This is a genomic window from Neobacillus sp. CF12, assembly GCF_030348765.1.
In the GTDB taxonomy this organism is placed as follows: Bacteria; Bacillota; Bacilli; order Bacillales; family Cytobacillaceae; genus Neobacillus.
Map to the genome: position 1 here is coordinate 3,587,501 of NZ_JAUCEU010000007.1, position 12,698 is coordinate 3,600,198.

General features: G+C 40.5%; 12 protein-coding genes, 11 tRNA genes and 1 rRNA gene (1 of these 24 cut by a window edge). 2 read left to right on the top strand and 22 right to left on the bottom strand.

Features of this window, described 5'->3' with window-relative positions:
* The 13 genes from QUG14_RS16960 to QUG14_RS17020 all read right to left on the bottom strand — a co-directional run.
* Positions 1–739: ribosomal RNA gene (locus tag QUG14_RS16960) — 16S ribosomal RNA — on the bottom strand; it reaches 811 nt to the left of the window's first position.
* Positions 740–848: 109 nt separating this feature from the next.
* Positions 849–922 (bottom strand) — tRNA-Gly (locus QUG14_RS16965).
* Between the two features lie 15 nt (positions 923–937).
* Positions 938–1,014: transfer RNA gene (locus QUG14_RS16970), tRNA-Pro, on the bottom strand.
* Between the two features lie 7 nt (positions 1,015–1,021).
* A tRNA-Arg gene (locus tag QUG14_RS16975) sits at positions 1,022–1,098 on the bottom strand.
* A gap of 63 nt (positions 1,099–1,161) precedes the next feature.
* Positions 1,162–1,247 (bottom strand) — tRNA-Leu (locus QUG14_RS16980).
* Positions 1,248–1,309: 62 nt separating this feature from the next.
* A tRNA-Leu gene (locus tag QUG14_RS16985) sits at positions 1,310–1,394 on the bottom strand.
* Positions 1,395–1,416: 22 nt separating this feature from the next.
* Positions 1,417–1,492: transfer RNA gene (locus tag QUG14_RS16990), tRNA-Lys, on the bottom strand.
* A 70-nt stretch (positions 1,493–1,562) separates the two neighbouring features.
* Positions 1,563–1,637: transfer RNA gene (locus QUG14_RS16995), tRNA-Gln, on the bottom strand.
* Between the two features lie 23 nt (positions 1,638–1,660).
* Positions 1,661–1,737 (bottom strand) — tRNA-Asp (locus tag QUG14_RS17000).
* A gap of 56 nt (positions 1,738–1,793) precedes the next feature.
* Positions 1,794–1,865, bottom strand: a tRNA-Glu gene (locus QUG14_RS17005).
* 9 nt (positions 1,866–1,874) lie between these two features.
* Positions 1,875–1,965: transfer RNA gene (locus QUG14_RS17010), tRNA-Ser, on the bottom strand.
* Positions 1,966–1,973: 8 nt separating this feature from the next.
* Positions 1,974–2,048 (bottom strand) — tRNA-Asn (locus tag QUG14_RS17015).
* A gap of 121 nt (positions 2,049–2,169) precedes the next feature.
* Positions 2,170–2,643 carry a SprT family protein gene (locus QUG14_RS17020; protein ID WP_289341676.1) on the bottom strand — a complete coding sequence of 158 codons (474 nt, stop codon included), beginning with the start codon at positions 2,641–2,643 and terminating at the stop codon, positions 2,170–2,172.
* A gap of 94 nt (positions 2,644–2,737) precedes the next feature.
* Between QUG14_RS17020 and cmpA the strand changes: the two genes are divergently transcribed.
* Positions 2,738–2,848, top strand: coding sequence for a cortex morphogenetic protein CmpA (gene cmpA / locus QUG14_RS17025; protein WP_289341677.1), 111 nt, complete (start codon positions 2,738–2,740; stop codon positions 2,846–2,848).
* A 153-nt stretch (positions 2,849–3,001) separates the two neighbouring features.
* On the opposite strand, the gene QUG14_RS17030 is transcribed toward cmpA, so the two are convergent.
* The 6 genes from QUG14_RS17030 to acpS all read right to left on the bottom strand — a co-directional run bounded on the left by QUG14_RS17030 (position 3,002) and on the right by acpS (position 8,962).
* Positions 3,002–5,176: a Tex family protein gene (locus QUG14_RS17030; protein ID WP_289341678.1), complete on the bottom strand. Its 2,175-nt coding sequence runs from the start codon at positions 5,174–5,176 to the stop codon at positions 3,002–3,004.
* A 182-nt stretch (positions 5,177–5,358) separates the two neighbouring features.
* Positions 5,359–5,709, bottom strand: coding sequence for a type II toxin-antitoxin system PemK/MazF family toxin (locus QUG14_RS17035; protein ID WP_034673264.1), 351 nt, complete (start codon positions 5,707–5,709; stop codon positions 5,359–5,361).
* Between the two features lie 4 nt (positions 5,710–5,713).
* Positions 5,714–5,995 (bottom strand): CopG family ribbon-helix-helix protein, encoded by a 282-nt coding sequence (locus QUG14_RS17040; protein WP_034673267.1) that lies wholly within the window; start codon positions 5,993–5,995, stop codon positions 5,714–5,716.
* 184 nt (positions 5,996–6,179) lie between these two features.
* A complete protein-coding gene (gene alr / locus QUG14_RS17045; RefSeq protein ID WP_289341679.1) occupies positions 6,180–7,343 on the bottom strand; it encodes an alanine racemase in 1,164 nt (387 codons plus the stop codon).
* Between the two features lie 127 nt (positions 7,344–7,470).
* Positions 7,471–8,481: a LolA family protein gene (locus QUG14_RS17050; RefSeq protein ID WP_289341680.1), complete on the bottom strand. Its 1,011-nt coding sequence runs from the start codon at positions 8,479–8,481 to the stop codon at positions 7,471–7,473.
* A 130-nt stretch (positions 8,482–8,611) separates the two neighbouring features.
* On the bottom strand, positions 8,612–8,962 hold the full coding sequence (gene acpS / locus QUG14_RS17055; RefSeq protein WP_289341681.1) for a holo-ACP synthase: 351 nt from the start codon (positions 8,960–8,962) through the stop codon (positions 8,612–8,614).
* A 100-nt stretch (positions 8,963–9,062) separates the two neighbouring features.
* Here acpS and QUG14_RS17060 point away from each other — a divergent pair, with 100 nt between their 5' ends.
* Positions 9,063–9,656: a rhomboid family intramembrane serine protease gene (locus QUG14_RS17060; protein WP_289341682.1), complete on the top strand. Its 594-nt coding sequence runs from the start codon at positions 9,063–9,065 to the stop codon at positions 9,654–9,656.
* Positions 9,657–9,672: 16 nt separating this feature from the next.
* Here the strand turns inward: QUG14_RS17060 and QUG14_RS17065 are convergent, their stop codons facing one another.
* From QUG14_RS17065 to uvsE, 3 genes are all read right to left on the bottom strand, one after another.
* Positions 9,673–11,112, bottom strand: coding sequence for a PH domain-containing protein (locus tag QUG14_RS17065; protein WP_289341683.1), 1,440 nt, complete (start codon positions 11,110–11,112; stop codon positions 9,673–9,675).
* Positions 11,105–11,584 (bottom strand): PH domain-containing protein, encoded by a 480-nt coding sequence (locus QUG14_RS17070; RefSeq protein WP_289341684.1) that lies wholly within the window; start codon positions 11,582–11,584, stop codon positions 11,105–11,107. The genes QUG14_RS17065 and QUG14_RS17070 overlap by 8 nt, the downstream gene beginning before the upstream one ends.
* A gap of 63 nt (positions 11,585–11,647) precedes the next feature.
* The gene (gene uvsE, locus QUG14_RS17075) at positions 11,648–12,610 is read right to left on the bottom strand and encodes a UV DNA damage repair endonuclease UvsE (protein ID WP_289341685.1); all 963 of its coding nucleotides are present in this window, start codon (positions 12,608–12,610) and stop codon (positions 11,648–11,650) included.
* Positions 12,611–12,698 lie beyond the last annotated feature (88 nt).

Here is a 12,698-nt window from a genome sequence, read left to right on the forward strand (position 1 = left end):
CGCCTTCGCCACTGGTGTTCCTCCACATCTCTACGCATTTCACCGCTACACGTGGAATTCCGCTTTCCTCTTCTGTACTCAAGTCCCCCAGTTTCCAATGACCCTCCACGGTTGAGCCGTGGGCTTTCACATCAGACTTAAAGGACCGCCTGCGCGCGCTTTACGCCCAATAATTCCGGACAACGCTTGCCACCTACGTATTACCGCGGCTGCTGGCACGTAGTTAGCCGTGGCTTTCTGGTTAGGTACCGTCAAGGTACCGGCAGTTACTCCGATACTTGTTCTTCCCTAACAACAGAGCTTTACGACCCGAAGGCCTTCATCGCTCACGCGGCGTTGCTCCGTCAGACTTTCGTCCATTGCGGAAGATTCCCTACTGCTGCCTCCCGTAGGAGTCTGGGCCGTGTCTCAGTCCCAGTGTGGCCGATCACCCTCTCAGGTCGGCTACGCATCGTCGCCTTGGTGAGCCATTACCTCACCAACTAGCTAATGCGCCGCGGGCCCATCTGTAAGTGTCAGCGTAAACCGACTTTCAGCTTTTCCACATGAGAGGAAAAGGATTATCCGGTATTAGCTCCGGTTTCCCGAAGTTATCCCAGTCTTACAGGCAGGTTGCCCACGTGTTACTCACCCGTCCGCCGCTAATCTTCAGGAGCAAGCTCCTAAAGATTCGCTCGACTTGCATGTATTAGGCACGCCGCCAGCGTTCGTCCTGAGCCAGGATCAAACTCTCCAAGAAAGTTGATATAGCTCATTTGTTACGTTGGCTTAGCTTTTATAAAAAGCTAAAAAATTGTTTGTTGACGTTCTTGTTTGTTTAGTTTTCAAAGAGCAATTATTGGTAAAATTGGAGCGGGTGATGAGAATCGAACTCACAACATCAGCTTGGAAGGCTGAGGTTTTACCACTAAACTACACCCGCATATAAAATTCCGAATGGTCGGGAAGACAGGATTCGAACCTGCGACCCCTTGGTCCCAAACCAAGTGCTCTACCAAGCTGAGCTACTTCCCGTAAAATATGGCGCGCCCGAAAGGAGTCGAACCCATAACCTTCTGATCCGTAGTCAGACACTCTATCCAATTGAGCTACGGGCGCAAACTTTCAAAAGTCAACTTTTACATTATATCAAATCTAATTTGATATGTCAACATCTTTTTTTGGTGCGGCCGAGAGGACTTGAACCTCCACGGGGTTGCCCCCACTAGGCCCTCAACCTAGCGCGTCTGCCATTCCGCCACGACCGCATATATTTCAGCGACATTTAAAATCATACCAGATTAACAAGAATATTTCAAGAGTTAATTATTGGTGCGGGTGAAGGGAGTCGAACCCCCACGCCTTGCGGCGCCAGATCCTAAGTCTGGTGCGTCTGCCAATTCCGCCACACCCGCATATAAAGTATAAAACATAAAATGGTGAGCCATGAAGGACTCGAACCTTCGACCCTCTGATTAAAAGTCAGATGCTCTACCAACTGAGCTAATGGCTCACAATCACTTAAAATACCTTACGGTATTTTCCGCAAAATCCGCTGAAGTCTTTCCAGGGATATTATAATTTGGCTGGGCTAGCTGGATTTGAACCAACGCATGTCGCAGTCAAAGTGCGATGCCTTACCGCTTGGCTATAGCCCAATATTATTAAGACTAATAAAAAATGGCGGTCCGGACGGGACTCGAACCCGCGACCTCCTGCGTGACAGGCAGGCATTCTAACCAACTGAACTACCGGACCAAATGATATTTTAAATAAGAAACAGGAAATGAGCTATATTCATCTCCCGTCCCTGATGACCCCTACGGGATTCGAACCCGTGTTACCTCCGTGAAAGGGAGGTGTCTTAACCACTTGACCAAGGGGCCAATTTTTTATGGCGGAGAAGGAGGGATTTGAACCCTCGCGCCGGTTACCCGACCTACACCCTTAGCAGGGGCGCCTCTTCAGCCTCTTGAGTACTTCCCCATAAAAAATGGCTCCGCAGGTAGGACTCGAACCTACGACCGATCGGTTAACAGCCGATAGCTCTACCACTGAGCTACTGCGGAATAATATAATGTAGTTTTCAATCAAACAAGCACGTTCACCTTGTCGACTCTTTACATTATAATGACGATGTATTATAAAGTCAATATGATTTTCGGATAAAATAATCTGCAAATTATTTCCTTAATCTCCTTGTAACTCCATTACCTTTTTAAGCTTCCCTCTGCACTTTCCACACACGTATCGACTTATATTAATGCTTCGTTTTCTTTTATATTGCTGATGGCATTTTGTACATTCATAAAGGAGGATTTTATTAGAGGTGCGTTTCTTAGGTTTTTCTAGAAGAGGACTGCAAAATCTCGGTGCGCCTACTTTCTTTAACAGCATTTTAAAATCTTGATCTCGGTGCTGATATCCTTTTCCCTCTATATGAAGATGGTAGTGACAGAGTTCATGTTTGATAATTCCGATTAGCTCGTTAAGACCTAGTTGATCTAAGTATTTCTTATTGATATCGATATTGTGAGTGCCAAGCAGATACCTTCCACCCGTTGACCGCAGCCTGCTATTAAAGGAGGCTTTATGCCTAAAAGTCTTACCAAAAGATTCAATCGAGACTTTTTCGACAAGTTTCTGTAGTTCTTTATCCTCCATTTACCTTACCTCCTTACAAAAAAGCGAACGTGACAACCTATTATAGCATATATTGTAGATACCTATAATGATCTACTTTTCGGGAGGGTTAACTATGCCGACTTGGTTTCAAAACCAAATGAAAAGAGCTTTCTACGAGAAGGACCGATACCAAATTAAACTGCTAAACCAGTGCTGGTTTTTTTACAGAAAAAAACAAAGTTAATAAAAACGTGCTTTCCTTATAGGGACCATTTTTATGGTTCTTTTACGTTTTCTGGCTTCATGAACCTTTTATGAACTGAACTGACCTTTAAGCCACAAAAATCAGATGACCCAACGCTATGCGATTGGATCATCTATTTTTTACTTATTTTCTTTACTTAGACGGCGGCAGCATGGTTAATGCCACTCGTCCTTTTTTCATATCAACCGAATCAACCCAGACAGTTACAACATCACCAACAGATACAATGTCTAATGGGTGCTTCACAAAACGATTACTTAGCTTAGATATATGAACAAGTCCATCCTGCTTAACACCGATGTCCACAAACGCACCAAAATCAACTACATTCCTTACTGTACCCTGCAATTCCATCCCTGCACTTAAATCTTCTAATTTTAAGACATCCTTTTTCAATAGAGGACGCGGCAAGTCGTCACGCGGATCTCGTTCTGGTCTAACAAGTGCCTCAATGATATCTTTCAACGTTAGTTCGCCAATGGACAATTCAGCAGACACCGTTTTTAAATCTAGAGCACTCAGCGCATCTTTTAATTCAGCACTGCCTAAATCATCCGTAGAAAAGCCGAGATTTGCTAATAACTTCTTCACTTCATCATAGTTCTCCGGGTGAATTCCGGTACGGTCTAACGGCTGCTTACCGTCTAATACACGCAAGAAGCCAATAGCTTGTTCATATGTTTTTGCCCCTAGGCGTGGGACTTTCTTTAATTGCACCCTGCTAGTAAACTTCCCTTCCTCTTCTCTTTTCTTCACGATATTATGGGCTGCGGTTTTTGTTAGCCCTGCAACATATTGAAGTAAAGAGGCTGAGGCTGTATTTACATTCACACCAACCCTGTTAACTGCCGTTTCAACAACAAAATGCAGCGATTCCGATAGTCGTTTTTGCGTAACATCATGCTGGTATTGACCGACCCCAACTGATTTAGGGTCAATTTTCACTAACTCAGCAAGTGGATCCTGTAATCTTCTTGCGATTGAAACCGCACTTCTTTCTTCTACTTGGAAATCAGGAAACTCTTCTCTGGCTATATCAGACGCTGAGTACACACTTGCACCAGCTTCATTCACGATTAAATAAAAGATTTCCTCATCCATTTCCTTAAGGATATCCGCCACGAATTGTTCGGTCTCTCGTGACGCTGTTCCATTCCCAATGGCAGCCATCTCTACTTTATAGTCACGAAGAATTCGAATGAATTTCTCCTTTGCTTCCTTTGACTTCGATACAGGCGGATGCGGATAGATGACATCAATTTTCAACACCTTACCTGTTTCATCAACGACTGCAAGCTTACAACCTGTCCGATAAGCCGGATCCACACCAATAACCACTTTTCCTTTTAAAGGAGGCTGCAATAGTAAATTGCGAAGATTTTCTGAGAAGATATGAATGGCTTGCTCTTCACCTTTATCATTTAACTCACTTCGAATTTCCCTTTCGATCGAAGGCTGAATCAGACGCTTATAACTATCCTCAATTGCTTCAATGACAATTGCTGAAGCCGGTGAATGCTGAGCACGGATCCATTTCCTTGATAGGTAGGAAAGGATAATATCATTATTCATTTTAATTGATACTCTTAAGATATCTTCTTTTTCACCACGATTTAACGCAAGAATACGATGTGGAACAATTTTATTCACAGGCTCTTCGTACTCATAATACATTTCATAAACCTTTTTCTCGTCTTTTTCCGCATCTTTCACAGTCGACTCAACTTTACCTGACTTAAAGGTCTCATTCCGAATCCATTTTCGGCTTTCAGCATCATCAGAAATCATTTCAGCGATGATATCCTTTGCTCCAGTGATTGCTTCTTCAACTGTTAGCACTTCTTTTTCATCGGATAAAAATTCCTTAGCTTTGTCCTCAATTGGAGTCATCGGAAAGGTTAATATCCACTCTGCCAATGGCTCTAAACCCTTTTCTTTTGCAACAGTTGCCTTGGTACGTCGTTTTTGTTTATACGGACGGTATAAATCTTCGACCTCTTGGAGCTTTTCTGCTTTTGTTATTTTATGTGTGAGTTCATCTGTTAATTTTCCTTGTTCCGCAATGGTCCGAAGGACTTCTTCTTTCCTTTGCTCAAGGTTTTGTATGTATTGCCAGCGTTCCTGGATATTTCTTATTTGAACTTCATCTAGTGCCCCCGTCATTTCTTTGCGGTAGCGGGCGATAAATGGCACTGTGTTCCCCTCATTCAATAAAGAGATAACACTTTTCACCTGTTTATGAGATATTGTTAACTCCGCAGCTACCTTCACAAGAAGCTGTTCATCTTTTACAACTGTATCATTCACAATACAAACCTCCATTCCTATTACCATATTGTATCAAATTAACTCTATCGATTCATTACAGGAGCAGTTTCTTCTTACAAATAAAAAAATAGCAAGCTAAAGCAGCTTGCTAAACAGGAAACAAATATGAGGGCAGAACATACGTATAAAAAAACGCTCTTTCTAAAAAGAGCGTGCATAGACTAAAATTCGATGAGTCCTATACTTACTCGCAAGGCTTCATCCACTTTTTCCATCATTTCGTCATCGAGATGGGTTATTTTATCGGTTAACCGCTGTTTATCAATTGTACGAATCTGTTCTAAAAGTATGACTGAATCTCGTTCAAAACCGTAACGCTTCGCATCAATTTCTACATGAGTGGGAAGCTTCGCTTTTTGAATTTGTGCTGTAATCGCTGCAACAATAACTGTGGGACTAAACCGATTCCCGATGTCGTTTTGAATGACAAGTACAGGACGGACGCCGCCTTGTTCAGAACCAACAACTGGGGATAGGTCCGCGAAATAAACGTCACCACGCTTGACAATCAAGGGATTACCCTCCGCTTACAAGACGTTCAACTGTGTGTTCTGCCTCAAATTCTGCTTGAAACATTTCCGATGCAATCGTCAAATTGATCATCGCCATTTCCATGTACCCACGTCTCATGGATTCGCGAATTTGTCTCTTTTTACGTTCGCGTAAATACATTTTGGTTGCTTGATAAATAAACTCGCTCCGGTTAACGTTTTCTAATTTTACAAAACCATCTAACTCGGTTAAAAGATGTTGCGGTAACTTTACTAAGATTTCCGTAGTTGCGCCGGATTCAGACACAAACATACACCTCCACCATCACTACACACCATTTTTTCTATCTACCATATTTAATAATACCACTTAATGCCCAACATGCATAGACTAAATATAATACTTCTGTATTATAGGCCAAACAAACTACCTTTTATGCACTAAAATTCCGCATTATCATAAATATGTTCATTTTTGATTATTAGCCCAGTTATTCGTGGAGAAGATAATTTTTTAATACGACAATTTCCCCAGCTTGTTTATATAGGCGCGGTACTCTAGTAGAAATTATACAAGGAACTTCGTAGTTGATTGTCTCTAGTTTCCTGGCAATTTCATTTACAGAAATGAATTCATCTTTCTGTTTACCAATCAGCGTAACGGTGGTCCCAACTGGAACACCATGTGGTAATCTTACCATACATTGATCCATACAAATCCTGCCAACAATTGGAACTCTTTTTCCTTCTATCAACACTTCCTGCCCTTGGAGACGACGAATCCATCCGTCCGCATAACCAATTGGAATCGTCCCAATCCACTCTTCGCCTTCTGTCTCATAAGTAGCACCATAACTTACTTTATCACCCTTATCGAGCTTTTTCACTTGAACAAGCCGCGACCTTAAGGAAAATGCCTCCTTAAGAGGAAAAGGCAATTCATGTTCAATTTCTGGAGAAGGTGTTAATCCATACATAGCAATCCCTAGACGAACAGCATTAAAGTTGGCTTTAGAGAAACGTAAAGCTGCCGCACTATTGCTGCTATGGATATATCTCGGCTTTTCCTTCAGCACTGAAAGCAGATCATGAAATAACTCTATTTGTTTATCGAAGTAAGTTTGGTCTACTTCATCTGCTGTGGCAAAGTGAGTAAAGATCCCCTCGATATTGAGCCGTTCATCGCTTGAAATCAATTCCACAACCGCCGCCAATTCATCCTTTGTGCGGATTCCAATCCTTCCCATTCCAGTATCAAGCTTAATATGGACTTGAAGTACCCTATCTTTAGGAAGATAGGGTTGAGCCGCTTTTACCCATTCCAGCTGAAACACGGTAATGGTGATGTCAAACTTGACCGCCAACTCGACATCCTCTGGACGCGTTGCACCTAAAACTAGGATGGGTGCATCTACTCCCTTATTCCGGAGGGCGATGGCTTCATCCATAAATGCTACTGCTAGATATGTCGCTCCTGACTTCAGCGCGCTTTTTGCAACCTGAAGGTCTCCATGACCGTACCCGTTTGCTTTTATGACAGCTATGATTTCCACGTTTTCCGGCAAATGTTTTTTAACGGAGGCAACATTATCGGAAATACAATCTAAATCAACCTCCGCCCATGTATCTCTATAGAAATAGCCCTGCTCTGTCATTATTCCACTTCCTAATAACTTAAGTCACTTATATATTATTTTATCTTTACCTTATTGATTATCAAACTTGTTATGGAACATGTCAAATAAAAAACAGACCCGAGTCGTGGGCCTGTAAGGTTAAAATTTATTTTTCGACATCACCTTGGACTGTTCTTGCAATCTCAACGAGTTCTTTCTCTGTTAAGTCGTTTGAGGCAATCATGTAGTCAACACCATCCATGGTCCACGTAATCGAACCTTCAGATACAGCACCAATGGTAACACCTAGATCAACTAGATCTCCGTCCACATAAGTAGGTGAAGTCGAAGCTTCTTTCACTGTCACCTTTTCTTGTACAAGTGTAAATGACTTTTCACCTCCGTAGGTTAAGACGACACGTTTACCATTTTCAAGTTTCACTTCTTTTTCATCGACTAACTTTGCTCCTAAGTCGGAGGTAGGATATTTGACCGTAAATGCTGCATCCATACTATCTGCCATAACAGGCAGGTTAAGATCAGCACGAGTCATATTCTTTTTCATATCGAAGTCACTGTCATCAAAACTTGCATTAAACTTAACTTTAGAAAATTCCACAGTTACAAGTGCATTTCGATCTGGATCCATTACTTTTACCATTGCTGGTGATAAGTCCTCTTTGTTGAGTTTAATTTCTTGGATTGGCAGCATACTATTGTTTTGATAACGGGTTTTCGTTTCAAAAACATAATGTTCCTTCGTAGAAGAGAATTTGGATTCTTTATCTTCAACAATATCTTTGATTAATGATTCATATAAATAAGCTTGGCTGCTATTTTGTGGCCAATCACTTTGGAATTTGAAACTCTTTTTCAGTGCAGGCGTTAAGACAAATACCCCTTCATTATTCCGTAAAATCATCTGACTTTGGTCTTTTTCTGCATTTTTTAAATTTACACGATAGAACGTTGGGTCCTTATGCCAGATTTCTACGTTATACACCTGTGAATCCGTGCCCATTTTCAACGTCATTTTTGCATCTACTTTATAGCCCGTTAAGTCATTTAGTTTTCCATTTAACTCTTTCACCACATCATCTTTTGACTTAGAGCCACAGGCAGCTAGTAGAAAGATGACCATTAACCCCGTAAACACAAGCAAAAACCTTTTCTTCAATTCCTTCAACCCCTTCTTGTCTCATTTTCATATGAATATAAAGAAGACTTGTCTCTCCCATTTCCCTATGAATATATGAGACAACCTTAAGGAATATGATAAAGGTTTGTCCGTTAGAGGATGATTTTTCTTATTTTACCTCGATGACTACTTGTGCTACAGCATATTCTCTGCTATGCGAAATAGAAAGAAATCCATTCGTTTCAGGTTTTACGATATAGGGCTTTCCTAAAGAATCAGTTTCAATTTCAATATCTAGAAAGGATAACTCTTTGCCGATCCCCGTTCCTGCTGCCTTCGAATAAGCTTCTTTTGCCGCAAATCTCCCTGCTAAAAATTCAATCTTCCTTCTATTGGGAAGCCTTTCAAAGGTTTGTTTTTCATTTTCAGTCAGTATGCGATCAATTAGTTTTCTTTGTCTGGTGACAATTTCTTCTATCCTTGAAAGTTCAATAATATCGATTCCAATCCCTTTAATCATGATCAGGTATCCCTTCTATTTAAATTAAAGATTGCATAATAGTACAACAAGACCAAAATTCAGTCTATTATAATAAGTAAAGAATAATCAGGAGGTTATTATGTTTACGAGAACAGAGAGTTTTCGCGAATTTATCCGCTTTTATCCAATTGTTTCTATTATTATTGCCATTCATTTCATATTGTATCTTTTAACTGCTTTACCTATATTCCCAAACTTTTGGTTTAAAGCGACTTTTTCAGGTGTCAACCTCTATGTTACGGAGGGTGAGTATTGGCGATTAGTTACCCCTATCTTTATGCACGGCGGGTTTACACATGTTTTGTTTAACAGCTTCTCACTAGTCCTTTTTGCCCCTGCACTCGAGAGATTGCTCGGCAAAGGAAAATTCATACTCGTCTACCTCGTTTCTGGTATTCTAGCAAATGTAGCTACTTTACTACTTGAACCTTTAACCTATGTACATGTAGGATCGAGTGGAGCCATCTTTGGGCTATTCGGATATTATATAAGCATTATTCTCTTCCGTAAGCATATGCTCTCCCAGCAAAATTCGCAAATCATCCTCATCATTTGTGCACTTAGTTTGATTATGACCTTTATCCAGCCCAATATTAATATTACTGCCCATATATTCGGGTTATTAGGCGGTTTATTACTAGGGGCCATTTTTAATCATAAAAAAAGGGATTGAGTCCGAACAATTCGGTTCAATCCCCTTTTTTCCCTTCCCTTGAAAACCAAGAGTAAACTTTGTTTACGTCATTTCGTTCCATATCAATCACGCGGCCTCCAGCACCACCGAAACCAACTTTTACAAACGCCTCTATGCTTCCTAGTTGTTTCCTCTTTTGAAAATAACCTTCTTTCGCTTCCAAACTTTGAATTTTGTTTTTCTTCATAAAGACCGTAGTTCGAACAATCGTTCGATACCGAAGATTCAATTGTTGCTCTCCCAAACACCAGCCAGCATCCTTATACTTTAATATTCCCCAAAAAGTAAACCATGCAAGGATGATTAATGACAGTAGTCCCCATGCTTTTAGAAAAACAATGGAAACAACAACAACCGGGACAACAATTATCCAACTCCTAAAAATATAACGGGCCCTCGCTCTTTTCGGAACTGGATGAAAGCTTGATGTTAGTTGATAATCTGTAAGATATGGTCCCAATATTTGTCCAATCGTATGCAACTTTACAAGTGGAAGGAGCAGTACCTTTGAACCTTCCTGATTAGCAGCAGAACCGCCAGCACTTTCCACGATAACCGACCCATAACCAAGCCATTGGCGTACGATATTTTCATTAATTCTGATTGCTTGAATCCTCGTTAGCGGAATCGTAATTTGCCTTTTCTCTAATAAACCTTGCGAAATTACTAAATCATGTTCTGTTTTGGTGACACTGAAATTCGCATATTTTAACATTGTTCCTATTAAAGCAATAATCCAGGCAACCACAAAACCAGCAAAAACGAGGAGAACAATAATTATTAGGTTACTCACTGCCCACTGTTCAACTCCACGAAATAACCTTTCATAAGGAATCAACTCATCTAGTTGTGAAAAAAAGGCCAATACGGCGGATATGACAACCCCTACTCCCCCAGAAGTAAGTGATAGTAATAGTAATTGTGGTGGAGTAATTTTATATACAGTTTGACTTAGAACTTCCCCAACAGATTCAACGTCTTTAACGGCAGGATTTTTAGCACCTGTTACATATTCCTGAATATAGCGGGCTTCTTCCTTAGAGATAGCAGATAGAACTGCTTCCGCTTCATCTGTCCCGCTTCCACCAGCTGTTTCAATCCTAACCTTTACCATCCCGCAGAGTCGCTGAAGGATTCCTTCTGAAACATCAAGGCTTTGGATTCGCTCTAAAGGAATATATCTTTTCTTACGAACAAAAACGCCATATTCTATCCTGAGTTCATTATGCTCCATTCGATAGGTGTAACGCAGCCAGGAAAAGATGCTAGTCAAAATAATTAAGATTATTGCAATAGCAGTTACTCCAAAAAGCAGCAACTTTCCTCCGTTGTTCCAAATAAAGAACAAGGCTATAAAGGAAAAAATGAATTCCTTTAACCTTTTTCCGATGGTCAAGACAATTACAATTGGATGAAGTCTTTTCGGCTCAGACATCTTCATCCGCCACCCTTGCTAGATTAGAAATAAAGTGTCTTAATTCTTCGGCTTCGCTCTCTTCTAAAGCAGGAATTTCATGTGCCGTTGCTGCCGTATTGATAATAACGGAAGCTAAGTGGTATTTTCGTAAAATCGGTCCTTGAACTGTGTCAACATGCTGAACTCGAATCATCGGTATTAAGGTTCGCTTAACAATGAAAATACCTTCCTGAAGTTCCACTTCCTCTTCTCTGACATCATAACGCCAGCGTTTCCACCTAAGTGAAGGCAATAAAAAAATGAATAAATAAGTAGAGATTAGTTCGATTCCTATTAATAAAACGGAAACCCAAACTGGACCATTAAAGATATGTAGTAGAAAAATAGCCACACCTGCTAAGATCCAACTGATCATAATCTTGATTACACCTGAAATTCTCCATACCGTTAATGCCTTTACAGAAATTTGCTTTTGCGGCTCTTTTATCATACTTCCCCCCATCGCTATGCCTTCTCTTAAGTATACACAGGAATCAAGAAGGAAACATCATCATTAATCAACGAAAAAGCTTGATTGGTCAATTATGTTAATCCCCTTTGCTCCTTGCATATCTCTCATCAATTGAAAGAGGGCGGCATCTTTTTGTTTTGCTTCGATCATACAGTGTATCTCAGGTACAGTCCCCTTTATTGCTTGTATGAACTCCAAAAACATTTCTGGGTCAACAAAATCCGCATGTGCTCTATATTCCTTCTCTGACCTCGGGCTTGAAATATGCATTTTAACGGGAAGTGGTGATATCCTCCATGTATTAATGATTCTTTCCCAATCTTCCTTCCATTCCAGTTCTTCATGGTTCGCCAAATGATGATGATAGTCGAACACCATTGGTATCCCTAACTTCTCACAAAGATAGAGCGTTTCCTTGACCGTAAACGTTGTATCGTCGTTTTCGAGCATAATCATTCTTTGAATAGAAGGATGGATATAACCCCAATTATGAATAAACTGTTCAAGTGCCTTTTCCTTATCCTCGTAGCCTCCTCCTACATGCAAAACACATCGATGTTCGGTATCAATTTCCATACCTTTAAGCAAATTCTTATGCATAACAAGTGTCTTTAATGCATTAGCGAGGATATCCTTGTTCGGTGTATTCAGAACAACAAAATGGTCAGGATGAAAATCAATTCGCATCGGATGATCGATTAGATAGTCGCCAATCTTTTTTAATGATTCTTTCAATGGTTTGATAAAATCCCAATCAAGCAGTTCCTCGTGGTTCGCTAATGGGATAAGGCGGGAGCTTAATCGAAAGAAATGAATTTGATTTCCAGCATTATGTTTTAATAAACGAAGGCAATTATCGATATTTGATTCAGCTATTCGCTCTAGCTTCCGAATGGCTGCTTCCCGGTCTTTAATCTTGTTAAATTGTGCAAAAGTCATGGTTTGAGATGGTGAGGCATTTTGGAGTTCCACACTCATGGCAACATAGCCAAGTTTGACAATCATCTACATCACTCCTAAAAAACTGTTACCTTTAATGTTCCCATAACATGCTCGTAAAATAAAAAGAGAGCATTGGACATTATGTCCATGC

What these genes read in the sequence shown, in the direction of transcription:
- QUG14_RS17020 (WP_289341676.1), bottom strand. Translation starts at nt 2,643, where the DNA reads ATGGAGGATAAAGAACTACAGAAACTTGTCGAAAAAGTCTCGATTGAA.
- cmpA (WP_289341677.1), top strand. Translation starts at nt 2,738, where the DNA reads ATGCCGACTTGGTTTCAAAACCAAATGAAAAGAGCTTTCTACGAGAAG.
- alr (WP_289341679.1), bottom strand. Translation starts at nt 7,343, where the DNA reads ATGACAGAGCAGGGCTATTTCTATAGAGATACATGGGCGGAGGTTGAT.
- acpS (WP_289341681.1), bottom strand. Translation starts at nt 8,962, where the DNA reads ATGATTAAAGGGATTGGAATCGATATTATTGAACTTTCAAGGATAGAA.
- QUG14_RS17060 (WP_289341682.1), top strand. Translation starts at nt 9,063, where the DNA reads ATGTTTACGAGAACAGAGAGTTTTCGCGAATTTATCCGCTTTTATCCA.
- QUG14_RS17065 (WP_289341683.1), bottom strand. Translation starts at nt 11,112, where the DNA reads ATGTCTGAGCCGAAAAGACTTCATCCAATTGTAATTGTCTTGACCATC.
- QUG14_RS17070 (WP_289341684.1), bottom strand. Translation starts at nt 11,584, where the DNA reads ATGATAAAAGAGCCGCAAAAGCAAATTTCTGTAAAGGCATTAACGGTA.
- uvsE (WP_289341685.1), bottom strand. Translation starts at nt 12,610, where the DNA reads ATGATTGTCAAACTTGGCTATGTTGCCATGAGTGTGGAACTCCAAAAT.